The sequence below is a fragment of the Variovorax sp. GW821-FHT10C12 genome (genome assembly GCF_059415405.1).
In genome coordinates this window covers 1,576,719-1,597,099 of sequence record NZ_JBWKNE010000001.1, presented here as the reverse complement: position 1 = coordinate 1,597,099, position 20,381 = coordinate 1,576,719, and the positions used below count along the sequence as shown (strand labels likewise).

Genomic DNA, 20,381 nt, shown 5'->3' with positions numbered 1-20,381 from the left:
ACTGCCTGTCCGGAGCCCCGCTCATGAAATTCCGCTTTCCCATCGTCATCATCGACGAGGACTTCCGCTCCGAAAACACTTCGGGCCTCGGCATCCGCGCACTCGCGCAGGCCTTCGAAAGCGAGGGCTTCGAGGTGCTGGGCGTCACGAGCTACGGTGACCTGAGCCAGTTCGCGCAGCAGCAAAGCCGCGCCAGTGCCTTCATCCTGTCGATCGACGACGAAGAGTTCACGGTCGGCCCCGACCTCGACCCGGCCGTGCTGAGCCTGCGCAGCTTCATCGGCGAAGTGCGTCGCAAGAACGCCGACGTGCCGATCTACATCTACGGCGAGACCAAGACCTCGCGCCACATCCCGAACGACATCCTGCGGGAGCTGCACGGCTTCATCCACATGTTCGAGGACACCCCCGAATTCGTGGCGCGCCACATCATCCGCGAGGCCAAGAGCTACCTGGAAGGCGTGCAGCCGCCGTTCTTCAAGGCGCTGATCGACTACGCCGAAGACGGTTCGTACTCGTGGCACTGCCCGGGCCATTCGGGCGGCGTCGCGTTCCTGAAGAGCCCGGTGGGCCAGATGTTCCACCAGTTCTTCGGCGAGAACATGCTGCGCGCCGACGTCTGCAACGCGGTGGAAGAACTGGGCCAGCTGCTCGACCACACCGGCCCGGTGGCGGCCAGCGAGCGCAATGCGGCACGCATCTTCAATGCCGACCACTGCTTCTTCGTGACCAACGGCACCAGCACCAGCAACAAGATGGTGTGGCACCACACGGTGGCGCCCGACGACGTGGTGGTGGTCGACCGCAACTGCCACAAGTCGATCCTGCACGCGATCATCATGACCGGCGCGATTCCGGTCTTCATGAAGCCCACGCGCAACCACTTCGGCATCATCGGCCCCATTCCGAAGAGCGAGTTCGAGCAGAGCGCCATCAAGGCCAAGATCAAGGCCAACCCGCTGCTGGCCGACGTCGATCCGAACAAGGTCAAGCCGCGCGTGATGACGCTCACGCAGTCGACCTACGACGGCGTGATCTACAACACCGAGACCATCAAGAACATGCTCGACGGCTACGTCGACACGCTGCACTTCGACGAGGCCTGGCTGCCGCACGCCGCCTTTCACCCGTTCTACGGCGCCTACCACGCGATGGGCAAGCGCCGCGTGCGCCCGAAGGAATCGCTGGTGTTCGCCACGCAGTCGACGCACAAGCTGCTGGCCGGCATCAGCCAGGCCAGCCACGTGCTGGTGCAGGACTCGCAGAACCGCGCGCTGGACCGCGACCTCTTCAACGAGGCCTACCTGATGCACTCGTCGACCAGCCCGCAGTACGCGATCATCGCCAGCTGCGACGTGGCCGCCGCCATGATGGAGCCGCCCGGCGGTACCGCGCTGGTGGAAGAGAGCATCCTGGAAGCGCTCGACTTCCGCCGCGCCATGCGCAAGGTCGAGGAAGAGTTCGGCAAGGACGAGTGGTGGTTCAAGGTCTGGGGCCCCGAGAAGCTCGTCGACGAAGGCATCGGCCGCGCCGAAGACTGGATCATGCACGGCGAGAAGAACGGCAAGCCCAAGAGCAAGAAGTCGCCGCGCAACTGGCACGGCTTCGGTGAGCTGGCTGACGGCTTCAACATGCTCGACCCGATCAAGTCGACCATCGTGACGCCGGGCCTGGACCTGGAAGGCAACTTTGCCGAGACCGGCATCCCCGCCAGCGTGGTGACCAAGTTCCTCGCCGAGCACGGCGTGATCGTGGAGAAGACGGGCCTGTACAGCTTCTTCATCATGTTCACCATCGGCATCACCAAGGGCCGCTGGAACACGCTGCTCACGGCGCTGCAGCAGTTCAAGGACGACTACGCGCGCAACCAGCCGATGTGGCGCATCCTCCCCGAGTTCTGCCAGCAGCACCCGGGCTACGAGCGCCTGGGCCTGCGCGACCTGTGCCAGCACATCCACCAGCTGTACGCGCGCTACGACGTGGCCCGCCTCACGACCGAGATGTACCTGAGCGACCTGACGCCGGCCATGAAGCCCAGCGACGCCTTCGCCCACATCGCGCACCGCAAGACCGAGCGCGTGGAGATCGACGAGCTCGAAGGCCGCATCACGACCAGCCTGATCACGCCGTACCCGCCGGGCATTCCGCTGCTGATTCCGGGCGAAGTTTTCAACAAGAAGATCGTCGACTACCTGAAGTTCTCGCGCGAGTTCAACCTGCAGTGCCCGGGCTTCGAGACCGACATCCACGGCCTGGTGGCGCGCGTCGACGAGACGGGCAAGAAGCGGTACTACGCGGACTGCGTGCGCAAGGCAAGCTGAGAGAGGAGCGTGCCCCGGTGAGGGGCACGGTCTGCGAAGGCGGGGGCTAGCCTTCGCGCATCCGCATGAAGCGGGCAAATTTGGGCAACCCGCTTGGGTGCGTGCCGTTGTAGCGGTAGGTGACCAGGCTGCCGATCGGCGGCGGCTGGTCGCGCTCGGCGTCGGTCAGGCCGGTGCCGAGCCGGAAGCGCTGGCCGTCGGGCATCTCGACCATCAACGCGCCGAGCCGGCCGTGGTGCTTGCCCTTGCCGGGCAGGTGCGCAACCACGCGGGCTTCGGCGTCCTCGAAGGGCTTGACCTTGAGCAGGTCGTTGTTGCGCTCGCCGCGGTACATCGACGCGCCCCGGTGCAGCATCAGGCCTTCACCGCCCATCTTCACGGTCTTGTCGAGCAGCGCCTGCAGGTCTTCGTGCGTGGTGGCGGGCTGCTGCGGCACGGCCATCACCCATGGCGCATCGGTGATCGGCAGCAGCTTGCGCAGCGCCGCGAGGCGGGTATTGAAGTCGCCGCCCTGGGCGGGCAGGTCGAACACCATGAAACGGATCTCGTGCCAGGCGGTGTCGCTGGGCGTCTGGCTGCGCACGGTGGACATCGTGTGGTTGAAGCGGCCACGCCCCGCCCACAGTTCGCCGTCCAGCGGCTGCTTGGGCAACGAGGCGGTGAACCAGATGGGCGCCACGACGGGTTCGCCGCCGCGGGTCCAGAGCTTCTGGCCGTCCCAGTAGCCGCGCACGCCGTCGAACTTCTCGCTGACCCAGTAGCCCGCGAGCGACATGCCGGGGCGGTACACCTCGGCCAGCATCAGGGCGGGCGCGGCGGCGCGTGCGAACACGGCACGGCCGGGGAGGGCCGCGCCCAGTCCCGCAAGCAGGAGGAGGGAGCGTCGATTCAACACAGTGGCAGGCGCTGGGAGCTGAGAGGAGAAATTACTCCGCCATGCCTCCGACCACGTTGCTGAAGCCGCCGTCCACGTAGGTGATCTCGGCGGTCACGCCGCTGGCCAGGTCGCTCAGCAGGAAGGCGGCCACGTTGCCGACTTCCTCGATGGTCACGTTGCGGCGGATCGGCGAGGCGTCGGCCACGGCCGTGAGGATCTTGCTGAAGCTCTTGATGCCGCTGGCGGCGAGCGTCTTGATGGGGCCGGCGCTGATGCCGTTCACCCGCATGCCCTTCGGGCCGAGCGACGCGGCGGTGTAGCGCACCGAGGCTTCGAGCGAGGCCTTGGCCAGGCCCATGGTGTTGTAGTTGGGCAGCGCGCGCTCGGCGCCCAGGTAGGTCAGCGTGAGCAGGGCCGACTTGGCGTTGAGGTAGGGCAGGGCCGCCTTGGCCATGGCCGGGAAGCTGTACGCACTGATGTCGTGCGCGATCTTGAAGCCTTCGCGCGAGAGGCCTTCCAGGAAGTCGCCGGCGATCGATTCGCGCGTGGCGAAGCCGATGCTGTGCACGAAGCCGTCGAATTTGGGCCAGGTCTGCGCGAGGTCGGTGAAGAGCTTGTCGATCTGCGCGTCGTCGCCCACGTCGCAGTCGAAAATCAGTTTCGAGCCGAAGTCTGCGGCATATTCGGTGATACGGTCCTTGAATCGCTCGCCGACATAACTGAAGGCGAGTTCCGCGCCCTGGTCGTGACAGGCCTTGGCAATGCCATATGCAATGGAGCGATTGCTCAACACACCGGTGATCAACAGTTTCTTGCCGGAAAGAAAGCCCATGAAGTTGCCTCGTGAAAATCTTGGGCAGAATTCTCGCATGCGAGGTTGGCTGCTCTGGATGTTGGCGCTCCTGGCGCAGCCCTCGTGGGCGGCGCACGGGCTGGGCATGGGTTACGAGCCCAAGTACCCGGCGTCGTTCACGCATTTCGACTACGTGAACCCCAATGCGCCGAAGGGCGGCGACCTCACGCTGTCGGCACCGGGCGGCTTCGACAAGCTCAACCCCTTCACCCTGCGCGGCGTGCCGCCGGAGGGCATGGGCTACAGCATCAACGGCTTCGTGTTCTCCGAGTACGGCCTGCTCTTCGACTCGCTGACCACGCCGAGCGAGGACGAGCCTTTCTCGCAGTACGGCCTGCTGGCCGAAGACATCCAGCTGGCGCCCGATCGCCTCAGCGTCACGTTCCGGCTGAATCCCAAGGCGAGGTTTTCCGATGGCTCGCCGGTGCTGGCGAAGGACGTGAAGTACTCCTTCGACACCCTGCGAAGCAAGCTGGCCGGGCCGGCCTTCCGTTCGTACTGGGCCGACATCAAGGAGGCCGTGGTGACGGGCGAGCGCACCATCCGCTTCGACTTCGTGCGCCAGAACGCCGAGCTGCACATGATCATCGGCGGGCTGCCGGTGTTCTCCAGCGCCTGGGGCAAGGGCAAGCCCTTCGACCAGATCGTGACCGAGCCGCCGATCGCGAGCGGGCCGTACGTGGTGGACAAGGTCGACTACGGCAAGTTCATCTCGTACCGCCGGCGCCCGGACTACTGGGCTGCCAACCTTGCCGTGCGCAAGGGGATGTTCAACTACGACACGGTGTCGTACCAGTACTTCAAGGACGCGCTCGGCGAGGAAGAGTCGCTCAAGGCCGGCGCGCTCGACGCGATGGAAGAGCGCTCGATCATCGCGTGGGTGCGTCGCTACAAGGGGCGCCGCTTCGACTCCGGCGAGCTGGTCAAGGAAGAGATCGAACACCGCCGCCCCACCGGCATGCAGGGCCTGGCGCCCAACCTGCGGCAGCCCCGCTTCGCCGACATGCGCGTGCGCAGGGCGCTGGCGCTGGCCTTCGATTTCGACTGGCTCAATGCCCACCTGTTCTACGGGCGCCGCGGGCGCACGCAGAGCTACTTCCAGAACAGCGCCGATCTCATGGCCCAGCCCACGGTCAGCCCCGAGGAGCAGGCGCTGATCGACAAGCTTAAGAACAAGCAGCGCTACATCGACAACACGAAGGGCGAACTGCCACGCCCTGACAGCAGCGGCGACACCGCCGACGGCCTGCGGCGCAACCTCGTGAAAGCGCAGGAGTTGCTGAAGGAGGCCGGCTGGACCTATCGCGATGGCGCGCTGCGCGACAAGGCCGGCACGCCGTTCGTGATCACCATCGACATCGCCGACCGCAGCTCGGGCGTGGTGCTCGCGCCGTATGCGCGCAACCTCGGCAAGCTGGGCATCCGGCTCGACTACCGCCTGCGCGACCCGAGCCTCTTGAAGAAGAAGCTGGATGACTTCGATTTCGACATGGCCATCAGCCTCGTGGGCGGCTCGTCGAGCCCGGGCAACGAGCTGTACGACGACTTCAGCTCGAAATCGGCGAGCGAGAAGGGCAGCCAGAACCTGAGCGGCATCAGCGATCCGGTGGTCGACGAGATCGTCGAGGTGATCGTCAACAGCCACGACCGCGCCTCGCTCGCGGCGGCCGCGCGGCTGCTGGACCGCTACTTGCTCCACCAGCACTACATGACCCCGATGTACTACGGCAAGCAGTATTTCGTTGCCCATAAGCGAAAGCTGCGTCGTCCGGACGCGCCATTGCCGCAACGTCTGCTCGCCCGTTCGGCGCTGCTGACAATGTGGTGGATCGACTCGAGCGCCAAGTAAAAGCAGACTCACCGCATGGCCGCCTACCTGATCCGACGCCTCCTGCTGATCATTCCCACGCTGTTCGGCGTGCTGCTGCTCAATTTCGCCATCGTGCAGTTCGTGCCCGGCGGTCCGGCCGAGCAGTTGCTCTCGCAACTCACCAACAAGGAGAACCGCATCTCGGGCGGCCCCACCGGCCGCACGCTCGACGCCAAGCAGGTGGCCGAGATCAAGGCGCTCTACGGTTTCGACAAGCCGGCCCCCGAGCGCTTCTGGCAGATGCTCAAGCAGTTCGCCCGCTTCGACCTGGGCAAGAGCTTCTTCCAGAGCAAGGACGTGTGGCAGCTCATCAAGGAGAAGCTGCCGGTGTCGATCAGCCTGGGGCTGTGGACCTTCTTCATCAGCTACCTCATCGCGGTGCCGCTGGGCGTGGCCAAGGCCGTGCGCGCGGGCTCGCGCTTCGACTTCTTCACGACGCTGCTGGTGCTCGTCGGCTACGCCATCCCGGGCTTCGTGCTGGGCGTGGCGCTGCTGGTGATCTTCGGCGGCCAGCTGCAGTGGTTCCCGCTGCGCGGGCTGACCTCGCCGAACTGGGAGTCGCTGAGCTGGGGCGCGCGCATCGTCGACTACCTGTGGCACATCACCTTGCCGGTGACGGCCATGGTGCTGGGCAGCTTCGCGATCACCGCGATGCTCACCAAGAACTCCTTCCTCGAGGAAATCCGCAAGCAGTACGTGCTGACGGCGCGCGCCAAGGGGCTGGCCGAGCGGCAGGTGCTCTGGAAACACGTGTTCCGCAATGCGCTGATCCCGATCATCACGGGCTTTCCGACGGCCTTCATCGGCGCCTTTTTCTCGGGCGCGCTGCTGATCGAGACGCTGTTCTCGCTCGACGGCATGGGCCTGCTCAGCTATGAGAGCGTGCTGCGGCGCGACTACCCGGTGTTCCTGGGCACGCTTTACTTGTTCACGCTGATCGGGCTGGTGACCAAGCTCATCTCCGATCTTTGCTACGTCTGGGTCGATCCGAGGGTGAAGTTTGACTGAAGCCGCCGCCGTGTCCCTGAGCCCCGGGCGCCGTGCCTGGCGCCGTTTTCGCCGCAACCCGCTGGGGTTCTGGAGCCTGGTCGTCTTCTCGACGCTGGTGGTGCTGAGCCTGTTCGCCGACGTGCTCTCCACCGACAAGCCGTTGGTGGTGCGCTACGAGGGCCAGACCTACTTCCCCGTGCTGCGCGACTATTCCGAGAAGACCTTCGGCGGCGACTTCGAAACGCCGGCCGACTACCTCGACCCCTTCATCGAGCAGCGCATCACGCAGGGCGACAACTGGGCGCTGTATGCGCCCAACCGCTACGGCCCGGCCACGCTCAACTACTTCTCGAAGCCGCCGAACCCCGCCGCGCCTTCGCACGCGAACCTGCTGGGCACCGACGAGCGCGGGCGCGACCTGCTGGCCCAACTGATCTACGGCTTTCGCGTGAGCGTGCTGTTCGCGCTGGCGCTCACGGTGGTCGGGGTAGTGCTGGGCATCGCGACCGGCGCCGTGCAGGGCTTCTTCGGCGGCAAGATCGACCTGACCTTCCAGCGCCTGATCGAGATCTGGAGCGCGATGCCCGAGCTGTACCTGCTGATCATCTTCAGCGCGATCTTCACGCCGAGCGTGTCGCTGCTCTTGATCCTGCTGAGCCTGTTCGGCTGGATGGGGCTGTCGGACTACGTGCGCGCCGAGTTCCTGCGCAACCGCCAGATGGACTACGTGCGCGCCGCGCGCGCGCTCGGCGTGGGCAACCTGCAGATCATGTGGCGCCACATTCTGCCCAACAGCATGGTGCCGGTCGTCACCTTCCTGCCGTTCCGCATGAGCGCGGCCATCCTGGCGCTGACCTCGCTCGATTTCCTCGGTCTGGGCGTGCCGCCCGGCACGCCGTCGCTCGGCGAATTGCTGAGCCAGGGCAAGGGGAACATCGACGCCTGGTGGATCTCGTTGTCCACCTTCTGCGTGCTGGTCGTCACGCTGATGCTGCTGACCTTCATGGGCGACGCGCTGCGCGATGCGCTCGACCCCCGGAAGGCCGACAAATGACGACGACGCGCGACACGACCAAGAACCAGCCCCTGCTCGATGTGAAGGGGCTGAGTGTCTCGTTCAGCGGCAAGCCGGTGGTGCACGGCATCGACCTGCAGATCGCGGCGGGCGAAAAGCTCGCGCTGGTCGGCGAGTCGGGCTCGGGCAAGACCGTCACGGCGCTCTCGCTGCTGCGGCTGGTGCAGAACGCCGACCTCGCCGGGGTGGCGACCCTGTCGGGGTCGCAGGCGCAGCGCGGTGCGCGCGACCTGCTGGCGATCCCGGAGCGCGAGCTGCGCGGCATCCGCGGCAAGGAGATCGCGATGATCTTCCAGGAGCCGATGACCGCGCTCAATGCGCTGTACACCGTGGGCGATCAGATTGCCGAGGTGCTCGAGCTGCACGAAGGGCTGTCGGCCCGCGCCGCGCAGGAGGCCGCTGTGCAGCTGCTGGCCGACACCGGTATTCCCGAACCGGCGCGGCGGGCGAGGGCGTATCCGCACCAGCTCTCGGGCGGGCAGCGTCAGCGCGCCATGATCGCCATGGCCCTGGCCTGCAAGCCGCGCCTGCTGCTGGCCGACGAACCGACCACGGCGCTCGACGTCACGGTGCGCGCGCAGATCCTCGAGCTGCTGGCCGAGCTGCAACGCAAGTACGGCATGGCCGTGCTGCTCATCACCCACGACCTGAACCTGGTGCGCCGCTTCGCCGACCGCGTGGCGGTGATGGAGCGCGGCCACATCGTCGAGCACGGCCCGGTGGGCACGGTGTTCGAGGCGCCGCAGCATGCCTACACCCGCAAGCTGATCGACAGCCATCCGGCGCGCGACGTGGCCGAGGCGGCCGCCGACGGAGCCGCGCCGCCGGTGCTCGAAGCCCGCGCGCTGCGTGTGAGCTATCCGGTGTCGCGCCCTGGCTTCGCGGGCTGGTTCCGCAAAGGCGAGTTCGTCGCCGTGCAGGGCGCCGATTTCCGGATCGCACCGGGCGAAACGCTGGGCGTGGTCGGCGAATCGGGCTCGGGCAAGTCGACGCTGGCACTGGCCGCGCTCGGCCTGCTCAAGCACCGGGGCGAACTGCAGGTGACGGGGAAGGGCTGGGCGGTCGACCGCGCCTCCGACCTGGCGCTGCGCCGCACGATGCAGGTGGTGTTCCAGGACCCGTTCTCGTCGCTCTCGCCGCGCATGACCGTGGAGCAGATCGTGGGCGAGGGGCTGCGCGTGCACGCGCCCGAGCTCGACACCGCCGCCCGCCGGGTGCGCGCGCTCGCGGCGCTGGCGGACGTGGGGCTGAGCGAGGCACAGTTTCCCGCGCTGCTCGACCGCTATCCGCACGAGTTTTCGGGTGGGCAGCGCCAGCGGCTGGCGATCGCCCGGGCGCTGATCGTCGATCCGCGGCTGCTGGTGCTCGACGAGCCCACCAGCGCGCTCGACGTGACCATCCAGAAGCAGGTGCTCGGCCTGCTGCAGCGGCTGCAGCGCGAACGGGGGCTGAGCTACCTCCTGATCACGCACGACGTCGAGGTGATCCGCGCCATGGCGCACCAGGTCATCGTGATGAAGGACGGCGCGATCCTCGAATCGGGCCCGGCCCTGCGCGTTCTCGACGCTCCCGAGCATCCCTACACACAGAAACTGGTGGCCGCGGCGCTGCTGGAATAGAACACGGAGATTGCAAGCAATGTCGGGAATCGGACACGACCGGCGCGGCGCCTGGCGCGCGGCGCTGGCCTGCATGGTCACGCTGGCGGTGGCCATGGGCCTGGGGCGCTTCGCCTTCACGCCCATGCTGCCCATCATGCTGAGCGAGGGAAAACTCGAGCTGGCCGGTGGGGGGCTGCTGGCGTCTCTTAATTACCTGGGCTATTTCTTCGGCGCGGTCAGCTGCGCGGCCATCGGCATCAAGGCGTCGAGCATGGTGCGCGGCGGCCTGCTGGCCACGGCGGCGCTGCTGGTCGGCATGGGACTGCTGCACAGCTTCATCGGGTGGGGCGTGCTGCGCGCGGCGGCCGGGGTGATGAGCGCCTGGGTCTTCGTGTTCGCCTCGGGCTGGGGGCTGCGCCGGCTGGCCGAGACGAATTCGCCCACGCTGGCCGGCGTGATCTACACCGGGCCGGGCATCGGGATCGCCATGACCGGGCTGCTGGGCGGTGCGCTGGGTCGCTGGGGTTCGGAGGCGGGTTGGATCGGCCTCGGCTTGCTGGCCGTGGTGCTGATCGCCGTGATCTGGCGGGTGTTCGACGATGGTGAACGGGTAGGGGTGGTGGCGGGCGGGGCGGCTGCCAGCCCGGCCGCGACCGCTGGTGCCACCGGATCGGCCTCGGCGCGCAGTGACGCGATCTGGCTGGTCGCGCTCTATGGGCTGGCAGGCTTTGGTTACATCATCACGGCCACCTTCCTGCCCGTGATCGCCCGGCAGGCGCTGCCGGGATCGCCGTGGCCGGACTTCTTCTGGCCATTGTTCGGTGCGGCCATCATTCCGGGCGCATTGATCGGCGCCCGCGCCCCGGTGCATTGGGACAACCGGCTGCTGCTGGCCGCCGCCTATGCATTGCAGGCCCTCGGCGTCGTGTTTTCAGTGGCCTGGCCGACGATTGCTGGTTTTGCGCTGGGCAGCCTGCTGCTCGGCATGCCTTTCACCGCCATCACGCTTTTCGCCATGCGGGAAGCGCGCCGACTGCGCGGCAATGCGGCGGCCGGGCTGATCGGCTATGCCACGGCGTCCTACGGGGTGGGGCAGATCATCGGACCGTTGTTTGCGGCGCCACTGGCGCAGCGCACGGGCTCTTTCCAGCTGCCTTTGCTGGTGGCCGCGGCCGCATTGGCATTGGGCGCGGTGCTGTTTGCCGTGGTCTGGTCGAAATACAGGCGCCCGCTGGCCGCTTGAATACCGATGTCCTTCATTTATGCACGCGAATAGCATATAATTCGAGGCTCACGACCAAACGGGCGGGTACCAACCGCCCGTTTTTTTTGGTCTATGCATTCTCAAGCAGCAATTATTTGGCGTCGTGGCATCCGTGGTGGGCGGGTGCTGCGGCTTGGGCATTGATTCAGAAGGCGCTTTCAAACACGTGGCATTGCAGCAAACAGTAGAACAAACCGTGGCCGGTCTCGGCTACGACTTGGTCGAGGTCGAGCGCTCGGCCGGTGGATTGCTGCGCGTGACGATTGATTTGCCCTGGACGCCCCCCACCTCCGAAGATGTGGCGGCCGGCGTGCCCGAACCCTTCGTGACGGTGGAAGACTGCGAAAAGGTCACGCGCCAGCTGCAATTCGCGTTGGAAGTCGATGCGGTCGATTACAAGCGGCTCGAGGTCTCCTCGCCCGGTATCGATCGCCCCTTGCGCAATGAACAGGATTTCGGGCGATTCGTGGGCGCGGTGATCGATATCACCCTCAAGGCGCCCATGGGCGCTGCGGCGGCGGGCCAGGTGTCGGCCACCCGCAAGAAGTTTCGCGGCACGCTGGAGCGTGCGGAGAGCGGTTCGGGTTGGCAGATCGTCTGGAGCGACGAGCCCAAGGCCAAGCCCGGTCAAAAAGTGAGCAAGAAGCGCGCGCCTGCACCGTTGCATGCGCTGGGCTTCGCATTGGACGAGCTGCGCGATGCGCGGCTCGCGCCGATTGTGGATTTCAAGGGCCGCAAGGCCAAAACCCAACCGGGTTTTTCGGATATTGACGACGGAACGAACGTTTCGGACTGAACAAGAGGAGTGGTGGCATGAATCGCGAAATGTTGATGTTGGTGGATGCGATCTCGCGCGAGAAGAACGTCGAACGCGACGTGGTCTTCGGCGCGGTCGAATCCGCACTGGCGCAAGCCACCAAGAAGCTCCATCAGGGTGACGTGGATATCCGCGTGGCGGTCGATCGCGACAGCGGCGACTACGAAACTTTCCGCCGTTGGCACGTCGTTCCCGATGAAGCCGGCCTGCAGCTGCCCGACCAGGAAATCCTCCTGTTCGAGGCCAAGGAAGAAATGTCGGACATCGAAGTCGGCGAGTACATCGAGGAAGCGGTGGACTCGGTGCCGATCGGCCGCATCGGCGCCATGGCTGCCAAGCAGGTGATCCTGCAGAAGATCCGCGACGCCGAGCGCGAGATGCTGCTCAACGACTTCATGTCGCGCGGCGACAAGATCTTCGTGGGCACCGTCAAGCGCCTGGACAAGGGCGACATCATCGTGGAAGCAGGGCGGGTCGAAGGCCGCCTGCGCCGCAGCGAGATGATCGCCAAGGAAAACCTGCGCAACGGCGACCGCGTGCGGGCCATGATCATGGAGGTCGACCTGACGCTGCGCGGCGCGCCGATCATCCTGTCGCGCTCGGCCCCCGAGTTCATGATCGAGCTGTTCCGCCAGGAAGTGCCCGAGATCGAACAAGGCCTGCTCGAAATCAAGAGCTGCGCCCGTGACCCAGGCTCGCGCGCCAAGATCGCCGTGCTCTCGCACGACAAGCGTGTCGACCCGATCGGCACCTGCGTCGGCGTGCGCGGCACCCGCGTCAACGCGGTGACGAACGAGCTCGCTGGCGAGCGCGTGGACATCGTGCTGTGGAGTGAAGACCCGGCCCAGTTCGTGATCGGTGCCCTGGCGCCGGCCAACGTCTCGTCGATCGTGGTCGATGAAGAAAAGCACGCCATGGACGTGGTGGTCGACGAGGAAAACCTTGCGATCGCCATCGGCCGCGGCGGCCAGAATGTGCGTCTGGCTTCCGACCTCACCGGTTGGAAGATCAACATCATGGACGCCAACGAGTCGGCCCAGAAGCAGGCCGTCGAAACCGATACCAGCCGCAAGCTTTTCATGGAAAAGCTCGATGTCGACGAGGAAATCGCCGACATCCTGATTTCGGAAGGGTTCAATAGCCTCGAGGAGGTGGCCTACGTGCCGATCTCCGAGATGCTTGAGATCGAGGCCTTCGACGAAGACACCATCAATGAGCTGCGCGCCCGTGCAAAGGATGCGTTGCTCACCATGGAAATCGCCAAGGAAGAAGGTGTCGAAACCGTTTCGCAGAATCTGCGCGACCTCGAAGGCCTCAACCCCGACCTGATTCCCCAGTTGGCCGAAGCGGGTGTGAACACCCGTGACGACCTGGCCGACCTCGCGGTCGATGAACTCACCGAAATCACCGGCCTGAGCGCCGATGACGCCAAAGCCCTCATCTTGAAAGCCCGCGAACATTGGTTCGCCGGCCAAGAGTGACGGTATGGAGGCACGAAAGCAATATGTCCAGTACCACTGTCGCCGAGTTCGCGAACGAGCTCAAGAAGACTCCCGAAACCTTGCTTGACCAGCTCAAGAGCGCAGGCGTGCCCAAAGCGGCCGCCACCGATGCACTCACGGAGGCCGACAAGCAGCGCTTGCTCGGTTTCCTGAAGGCCAGCCACGGCACGGCCGAGCCCGAGCGCAAGAAGATCACGCTGACCAAGAAGTCGACCAGCGAGATCAAGCAGGCCGACGCCACTGGTCGCGCCCGCACCATCCAGGTCGAAGTGCGCAAGAAGCGCACCTTCATCCAGCGCGATGAAGGCCACCCGGCGACCGCCGAAGGTTCTCAGCAGCAGGCGGCCGAGACGTCCGCCGCGCCGAGCGCACCTCAGATCGACGAAGCCGAACTGGCCCGTCGCGAGGAAGACGCACGCCGCCAGGCCGAGCTGATCCGCCGCCAGGAAGAAGAGCTGGCCGAGAAGCGTCGCCAGCGCGAAGAAACCGAAGCCCGCGAACGCGAGCAGGCCGAGAAGGCCGAGCGCGCCGAACAGGCCGAGCAGGAAGCTGCGCGCATCGCCGCCGAGAAGAAGGCCGCCGAAGCCGCCGCCGCTTCGGCCAAGGAAGCCGCGAAGCAGCCGGTGGCTGCTCCGGCCGCACCGGCCGCTGTGGCTGCCGCCGCTGCCGCTGCAGAAACTGCTGCCGTTGCCGAAAAGCAGGCTGCCGACACCAAGCTGGCCGCACAGAACGCTGCCACGCAAGCCAAGGAAGACGCCAAGGCCAAGGCCGCTGCCGAATCGAAGGCCCGTGCCGACGAAGAAGCCGCCCGCGCCAAGGACCTCGACGAGCGTCGCCGCAAGGCACTCGCCGAAGCCGAGGCCATCCGCGCCATGATGAATGCACCGGCCCGCGTGCTGGTGCCGCACAAGGCGCCCGAGAAGCCGCAGCCTGAAAAGTCGGCGGTCAAGGGCACGCTGCACAAGCCGGCCACGCCGCCCGCACGTCCTGGCGCGCCTGCCGCGGCGGGTGCTGCAGCAGCACCTGGCGCAGCGGGTGCCGGCAAGGAAGTCAAGTCCGCCAAGCTCTCGTCGAGCTGGGCTGGCGATCCTGCCAAGAAGAAGGAAATCAAGACCCGCGGCGATGCCAGCGGCGGCGTCGGTCGCGGCAACTGGCGCGGAGGCCCGCGCGGCCGTCGCGGCAACGACCGTGGCGGTCATGACGAGCAACACGCACCGGCCGCACCGGTCGAGGCGCGCATTCTGGAAGTGCACGTGCCCGAGACCATCACGGTCGCCGAGCTCGCGCACAAGATGGCCGTGAAGGCACAGGAAGTCATCAAGCAGCTGATGAAGCTGGGCATGATGGCGACCATCAACCAGTCGCTCGACCAGGACACCGCGATGATCATCGTGGAGGAAATGGGCCACAACGCGGTGGTTGCCGCGCTGGACGACCCGGAAGCCTTCACCGACGAGGACGTGTCGGCGCAACAGGCGGAAGCCCTGCCGCGCGCACCGGTCGTGACCGTCATGGGTCACGTCGACCACGGCAAGACCTCGCTGCTGGACTACATCCGCCGCGCCAAGGTCGCTGCGGGCGAAGCCGGCGGCATCACGCAGCACATCGGTGCCTACCACGTCGAAACCGAACGCGGCATGGTGTCGTTCCTCGACACCCCGGGTCACGAGGCGTTCACCGCCATGCGTGCCCGCGGTGCACAGGCCACCGACATCGTGATCCTGGTGGTGGCGGCCGACGACGGCGTCATGCCCCAGACCAAGGAAGCCATCAAGCACGCGAAGGCGGCGGGTGTGCCGATCGTGGTTGCCATCAACAAGGTGGACAAGCCCGACGCCAACCTGGACCGCGTGAAGCAGGAACTGGTGGCCGAAGAGGTCGTGCCTGAAGAGTACGGCGGCGACGTGCCGTTCGTGCCGGTGTCGGCCAAGACGGGCCAGGGCATCGACGATCTGCTCGAGCAAGTGTTGCTGCAAGCCGAAGTGCTGGAACTCAAGGCGCCGGTGGATGCCGCCGCCAAGGGCCTGGTCATCGAAGCGCAGCTCGACAAGGGCCGCGGCCCGGTCGCCACGGTGCTGGTGCAGTCCGGCACGCTCAAGACCGGCGACGTGGTGCTGGCGGGTTCGACCTATGGCCGCGTGCGCGCCATGCTGGACGAAGACGGCAAGGCCACCAAGTCGGCGGGTCCGTCGATCCCGGTCGAAATCCAGGGTCTGACCGAAGTGCCGCAGGCGGGCGATGAGTTCATGGTGATGGCCGACGAGCGCCGTGCGCGCGAAATCGCGACCTACCGTGCGGGCAAGTTCCGCAACACCAAGCTGGCGAAGGCACAGGCCGCGAACCTGCAGAACATGTTCACCGACCTGTCGGCGGGCGAAGTGCAGACGCTGCGCATCATCATCAAGGCCGACGTGCAGGGCTCGCAGGAAGCACTGGCCCAGTCGCTGCTCAAGCTGGCGACCGAAGAAGTCAAGGTGCAGATCGTGTACGCCGGCGTCGGCGGCATCAGCGAAAGCGACATCAACCTCGCGATCGCGTCGAAGGCTGTGGTCATCGGCTTCAACGTGCGGGCCGATGCCGGTGCGCGCAAGCTGGCCGAAGGCAATGGCGTGCAGCTGAACTACTACAGCATCATTTACGACGCTGTGGACGAGATCAAGGTTGCGATGTCGGGCATGCTGGCACCGGAGCGCCGCGAAGAGATCATTGGCTCGGCCGAGATCCGCACGGTGTTCGTGGCCTCGAAGATCGGCACCGTGGCCGGCTCGTACGTCACGTCGGGCTCGGTCAACCGCAGCGCGCATTTCCGCCTGCTGCGCGACAACGTGGTGATCTACACCGGCGAAGTCGACTCGATCAAGCGCATGAAGGACGATGTCCGCGAAGTCCGCGAAGGTTTTGAGTGCGGTATCAAGCTCAAGAACTACAACGACATCAAGGAAGGCGATCAGCTCGAGTTCTTCGAAATCAAGGAGATCGCGCGTACGTTGTAACGCGCGCCACGATATCGAGCTCATTGCCGCGTTGCCGCCGTCTTGCCGTACTGAAGTACTGTCTGCGACGGCGCGCCTTGCACTGAGCCCGATCTCGCGACGCTAGCGATTGATCAAATGCCCAAAAGAAAAGCTGCCGCACCCAACCGCGCCTTCAAGGTTGCCGACCAGATCCAGCGCGATCTGACGGAGCTGATCGCGCGCGAGTTGAAGGACCCGCGCGTGGGCATGGTCACGATCCAGGCGGTCGAGGTCACGCCCGACTATGCGCACGCGAAGATCTTCTTCAGCCTGCTCACAGGCGACGTGGCCGAGACCACCGAAGCGCTGAACCAGGCCGCAGGCTTCCTGCGCAACGGCCTGTTCAAGCGCCTTCACATCCACACCGTGCCGACGCTGCACTTCCTGTTCGACCGCACCACCGAGCGTGCGGCCGACATGAATGCGCTCATCGCACAGGCCGTTGCTTCGCGCTCGAAAGACGACTAGTGATGAACGCGCCACGCACACGGGTGCAGCGGCGCCCTGTGCATGGGGTGTTGCTGCTCGACAAGCCGCTGGGGTTTTCCAGCAACCAGGCCTTGCAAAAGGCCAAGTGGTTGCTGCGCGCCGAGAAAGCGGGCCATACCGGCACGCTCGATCCGCTCGCCACAGGCGTGCTGCCGCTGTGTTTCGGCGCCGCCACCAAATTCAGCCAACTGCACCTGGACGCCGACAAGACGTACGAGGCGATTGCGCGCCTGGGCGTCAAGACCGCCACGGGTGACGCCGAAGGCGAAGTGATCGCCGAACGCCCGGTGCAGGTGTCGCCAGAAGACCTGGCCCGCATCGAGGCACTGTTCACCGGCCCGATCCGCCAGGTGCCGCCGATGCACAGCGCGCTCAAGAAAGACGGCAAGGCGCTGTACGAGTACGCGCGCGAAGGCATCGAGGTCGAGCGTGCGCCGCGCGATGTCGTCATTCACCAGCTCGCGCTGACGCAGCTGGACGACACCCGCATCCGCATTGTTGCGAGCGTGAGCAAGGGCACCTACATTCGCACCCTGGGCGAGGACATCGGCGAGGCGCTGGGCTGCGGCGCGCACCTGACGTTCCTTCGCCGCACGGCCACGGGCGGTTTCGGGCAGGCGCAGTGCGTCACGATCGAGGCGCTCGAAGCCATGACCGAAGACGAGCGCCTGGCACGGCTGTTGCCTGCCGAAGCGCTGGTCGAGGGCCACAGCCGCGTCACGCTCGCCGCCGAAGATGCGGCACGTTTTCTTTCGGGCCTGCGCCGCCGCGGCGGCTGGGCCGATGCCGAGGCGGTGGCCGTGTTCGGCACCGACCCGCAGGCGTTCCTGGGCACCGCCCACGTGAGCGCCGGCGAACTGATCCCGGGGCGCTTGCTGAACCCCATCGAAATTCAGCAAATTCTTTTGAACGCACCACAGACCGAAGCGACACCATGAGTACCAAGCAAATCCGCAATATCGCCATCATTGCCCACGTGGACCATGGCAAGACCACCATGGTCGACCAGCTGCTGCGCCAGTCGGGCACCTTCGCCGATCACGAGAAGGTCGTCGACACGGTGATGGACAACAACGCCATCGAAAAGGAACGTGGCATCACGATCCTGGCCAAGAACTGCGCCGTGACCTGGGAAGGCACGCACATCAACATCGTCGACACCCCGGGCCACGCGGACTTCGGCGGTGAAGTGGAACGCGCGCTGTCGATGGTCGACGGCGTGGTGCTGCTGATCGACGCGCAGGAAGGCCCGATGCCCCAGACGCGTTTCGTGACCAAGAAGGCGCTGGCCCTGGGCCTGAAGCCGATCCTGGTCGTGAACAAGGTCGACAAGCCGGGCGCCAACCCCGACAAGGTCGTCAACGCCGCTTTCGACCTGTTCGACAAGCTCGGCGCGACCGACGAACAGCTCGACTTCCCCGTGGTGTACGCCTCGGGCATCAATGGCTGGTCGTCGCTCGAAGAAGGCGCTCCTGGCGAGCAGTGGGGCCCCGACATGTCGGCCCTGTTCAACACCATCCTGAAGCACGTGCCGTCGCAAAAGGGTGACCCGAACGCGCCGCTGCAGCTGCAGATTTCCGCCCTCGACTTCTCGACCTTCGTGGGCCGCATCGGCGTGGGCCGCATCAGCCAGGGCACGCTCAAGCCCATGACCGACGTGCTGGTCATGGAAGGTCCGGACGGCAAGACCGTCAAGGGCCGCGTCAACCAGGTGCTGACGTTCCAGGGCCTGGACCGTGTGCAATCGACCGAAGCCGGCCCCGGCGAAATCGTGCTGATCAACGGCATCGCCGACATCGGCATTGGCGTCACCGTGACCGACAAGGACAAGCCTGCGCCGCTGCCCATGCTCAAGGTCGACGAGCCGACCCTGACCATGAACTTCTGCGTGAACACCAGCCCGCTGGCCGGCCGCGAAGGCAAGTTCGTGACCAGCCGCCAGATCTGGGACCGCCTGCAAAAGGAACTGCAGCACAACGTGGCACTGCGCGTGAGCGAGACCGACGAAGAAGGCATCTTCGAAGTCATGGGTCGCGGCGAACTGCACCTGACCATCCTGCTGGAAAACATGCGCCGCGAAGGCTATGAAATGGCCGTGTCGAAGCCGCGCGTGGTGTTCCGCACCGTGAACGGCGAAAAGCACGAGCCCATCGAATTGGTCACGGCCGACATCGAGGAAACCCACCAGGGTGGCGTGATGCAGGCACTGGGCGAACGCAAGGGCGAGCTGGTCAACATGGAACCGGACGGCCGTGGCCGCGTGCGCCTCGAGTACCGCATTCCGGCGCGTGGCCTGATCGGCTTCACGAACGAATTCCTGAACCTGACGCGCGGCTCGGGCCTCATCAGCAACATCTTCGACAGCTACGAAGCCCACAAGGGCGAGATCGGCAGCCGCAAGAACGGTGTGCTGATCTCGATGGACGACGGTGAAATCTTCACCTACGCGCTGGGCAAGCTGGACGACCGCGGCCGCATGTTCGTGAAGGCGAACGATCCGGTGTACGAAGGCATGATCGTCGGCATCCACAGCCGCGACAACGACCTGGTCGTGAACGCCACGCGCACCAAGCAGCTGACCAACTTCCGCGTGAGCGGCAAGGAAGACGCGATCAAGATCACGCCCCCGATCGACCTCACGCTGGAATACGGCGTCGAGTTCATCGAGGACGACGAGCTGGTCGAAATCACGCCCAAGAGCGTGCGCCTGCGCAAGCGTTTCCTGAAGGAAAGCGACCGCAAGCGCGCCGGCCGCGACACGTCGAACGGCTGATCGCCTTCGATCGGCCATGCGCCTGACGCACGGCGCCGCAGTCGGGCTGATGGTCGTCGTGACCCTCATGTGGGGCACGGCGGGCGTCGTCACGCGGCACCTGGCGCAGGCGCACAGTTTCGAGATCACCTTCTGGCGCAGCCTCTTCACGATGCTGGCGCTGCTGGTGATCTTGCCGCTTTGGCGGGGGCGGGCGGTGTTCTCGCAGCTGCGCCGCGGCGGGCACTCGCTCTGGATCTCGGGCGTCTGCTGGGCCGTGATGTTCACGGCCTTCATGGTGGCACTGACGCTGACCTCCACCGCGAGTGTGCTGGTCACGATGGCGCTCGGGCCGCTCTTCACCGCACTCGCTGCGCGCCTCTTCATCGGGCACAAGCTGCCCGCACGCACCTGGGCGGCCATCGTGGTTGCCGGGCTGGGCATCGGCTGGATGTACGGCACGCAACTGCTGGGCGGTGGCGGCGGGTCGCTCGTCGGCACGCTGGTGGCACTGTGCGTGCCGTTGGCGGGCGCGACGCAATGGACCGTGGTGCAGCATGCGCACGCCAAGGGGCAGGAGGTCGATCTGGTGCCCGCGGTGCTGATCGGCGCAGCCCTCTGTGCGCTCGTCACCTTGCCGCTGGCTTGGCCGTTCCACGCCGGCCCCCATGACCTGGGCCTGCTGGCCTTCCTGGGTGTCTTTCAGCTGGCGATTCCCTGCGTGCTCTCAGTGCTGTGCGCGCAGGTGCTCAAGGCGCCCGAGGTGGCGTTGCTGGCGCTGCTCGAGGTGATCTTCGGCATCGCGCTGGCCTGGCTCGGCGCCGGGGAGACGCCTGCGGCCAGCGTGCTGACCGGCGGCGTGCTCGTGATCGGGGCGCTGGTGTTCAACGAGCTGCTCGCACTGCGCGGGCGCCGCACCACGCTGGCGGACAGCGCGCTGCCAGGCGCGCACTGAC

General features: G+C 66.0%; 15 protein-coding genes. 13 read left to right on the top strand and 2 right to left on the bottom strand.

Annotated elements, in window-relative coordinates; translation table 11 throughout:
- The first annotated feature begins 23 nt into the window (after nucleotides 1-23).
- On the top strand, nucleotides 24-2,321 hold the full coding sequence (locus AC07OH_RS07550; protein WP_492676987.1) for an Orn/Lys/Arg family decarboxylase: 2,298 nt from the start codon (nucleotides 24-26) through the stop codon (nucleotides 2,319-2,321).
- Nucleotides 2,322-2,367: 46 nt separating this feature from the next.
- On the opposite strand, the gene AC07OH_RS07545 is transcribed toward AC07OH_RS07550, so the two are convergent.
- Together AC07OH_RS07545 and fabI are read right to left on the bottom strand one after the other, a co-directional pair.
- Complete coding sequence (locus tag AC07OH_RS07545) at nucleotides 2,368-3,216, bottom strand: DNA ligase (RefSeq protein WP_495300161.1); 849 nt, start codon at nucleotides 3,214-3,216, stop codon at nucleotides 2,368-2,370.
- Between the two features lie 31 nt (nucleotides 3,217-3,247).
- The gene (gene fabI / locus AC07OH_RS07540) at nucleotides 3,248-4,030 is read right to left on the bottom strand and encodes an enoyl-ACP reductase FabI (protein WP_495300160.1); all 783 of its coding nucleotides are present in this window, start codon (nucleotides 4,028-4,030) and stop codon (nucleotides 3,248-3,250) included.
- A gap of 37 nt (nucleotides 4,031-4,067) precedes the next feature.
- Here fabI and AC07OH_RS07535 point away from each other — a divergent pair, with 37 nt between their 5' ends.
- The 12 genes from AC07OH_RS07535 (at nucleotide 4,068) to AC07OH_RS07480 (ending at nucleotide 20,380) form a co-directional block, all read left to right on the top strand.
- Nucleotides 4,068-5,900, top strand: a complete 1,833-nt coding sequence (locus tag AC07OH_RS07535) for an extracellular solute-binding protein (RefSeq protein WP_495300159.1) — start codon at nucleotides 4,068-4,070, stop codon at nucleotides 5,898-5,900.
- A gap of 15 nt (nucleotides 5,901-5,915) precedes the next feature.
- Nucleotides 5,916-6,929, top strand: a complete 1,014-nt coding sequence (locus AC07OH_RS07530; RefSeq protein ID WP_099789303.1) for a microcin C ABC transporter permease YejB — start codon at nucleotides 5,916-5,918, stop codon at nucleotides 6,927-6,929.
- Complete coding sequence (locus AC07OH_RS07525) at nucleotides 6,922-7,965, top strand: ABC transporter permease (protein ID WP_495262530.1); 1,044 nt, start codon at nucleotides 6,922-6,924, stop codon at nucleotides 7,963-7,965. Before AC07OH_RS07530 ends, AC07OH_RS07525 begins: the two co-directional genes overlap by 8 nt.
- Nucleotides 7,962-9,605, top strand: coding sequence for an ABC transporter ATP-binding protein (locus AC07OH_RS07520; protein WP_495300158.1), 1,644 nt, complete (start codon nucleotides 7,962-7,964; stop codon nucleotides 9,603-9,605). Before AC07OH_RS07525 ends, AC07OH_RS07520 begins: the two co-directional genes overlap by 4 nt.
- A 19-nt stretch (nucleotides 9,606-9,624) precedes the next feature.
- Nucleotides 9,625-10,830: a YbfB/YjiJ family MFS transporter gene (locus AC07OH_RS07515; RefSeq protein WP_495300157.1), complete on the top strand. Its 1,206-nt coding sequence runs from the start codon at nucleotides 9,625-9,627 to the stop codon at nucleotides 10,828-10,830.
- 187 nt (nucleotides 10,831-11,017) lie between these two features.
- Nucleotides 11,018-11,647 carry a ribosome maturation factor RimP gene (gene rimP, locus AC07OH_RS07510; RefSeq protein ID WP_495300156.1) on the top strand — a complete coding sequence of 210 codons (630 nt, stop codon included), beginning with the start codon at nucleotides 11,018-11,020 and terminating at the stop codon, nucleotides 11,645-11,647.
- Between the two features lie 17 nt (nucleotides 11,648-11,664).
- A complete protein-coding gene (gene nusA / locus AC07OH_RS07505) occupies nucleotides 11,665-13,149 on the top strand; it encodes a transcription termination factor NusA (RefSeq protein WP_487846889.1) in 1,485 nt (494 codons plus the stop codon).
- A gap of 23 nt (nucleotides 13,150-13,172) precedes the next feature.
- A complete protein-coding gene (gene infB / locus AC07OH_RS07500; RefSeq protein WP_489056686.1) occupies nucleotides 13,173-16,163 on the top strand; it encodes a translation initiation factor IF-2 in 2,991 nt (996 codons plus the stop codon).
- A 117-nt stretch (nucleotides 16,164-16,280) separates the two neighbouring features.
- On the top strand, nucleotides 16,281-16,652 hold the full coding sequence (gene rbfA, locus AC07OH_RS07495) for a 30S ribosome-binding factor RbfA (protein ID WP_062479819.1): 372 nt from the start codon (nucleotides 16,281-16,283) through the stop codon (nucleotides 16,650-16,652).
- Nucleotides 16,653-16,654: 2 nt separating this feature from the next.
- Complete coding sequence (truB, locus tag AC07OH_RS07490) at nucleotides 16,655-17,611, top strand: tRNA pseudouridine(55) synthase TruB (protein WP_495300155.1); 957 nt, start codon at nucleotides 16,655-16,657, stop codon at nucleotides 17,609-17,611.
- Nucleotides 17,608-19,446 carry a translational GTPase TypA gene (gene typA, locus AC07OH_RS07485; RefSeq protein WP_489056689.1) on the top strand — a complete coding sequence of 613 codons (1,839 nt, stop codon included), beginning with the start codon at nucleotides 17,608-17,610 and terminating at the stop codon, nucleotides 19,444-19,446. The genes truB and typA overlap by 4 nt, the downstream gene beginning before the upstream one ends.
- Nucleotides 19,447-19,462: 16 nt before the next feature.
- Nucleotides 19,463-20,380 carry a DMT family transporter gene (locus AC07OH_RS07480; RefSeq protein ID WP_495300154.1) on the top strand — a complete coding sequence of 306 codons (918 nt, stop codon included), beginning with the start codon at nucleotides 19,463-19,465 and terminating at the stop codon, nucleotides 20,378-20,380.
- The last annotated feature ends 1 nt before the right edge of the window (nucleotide 20,381 follow it).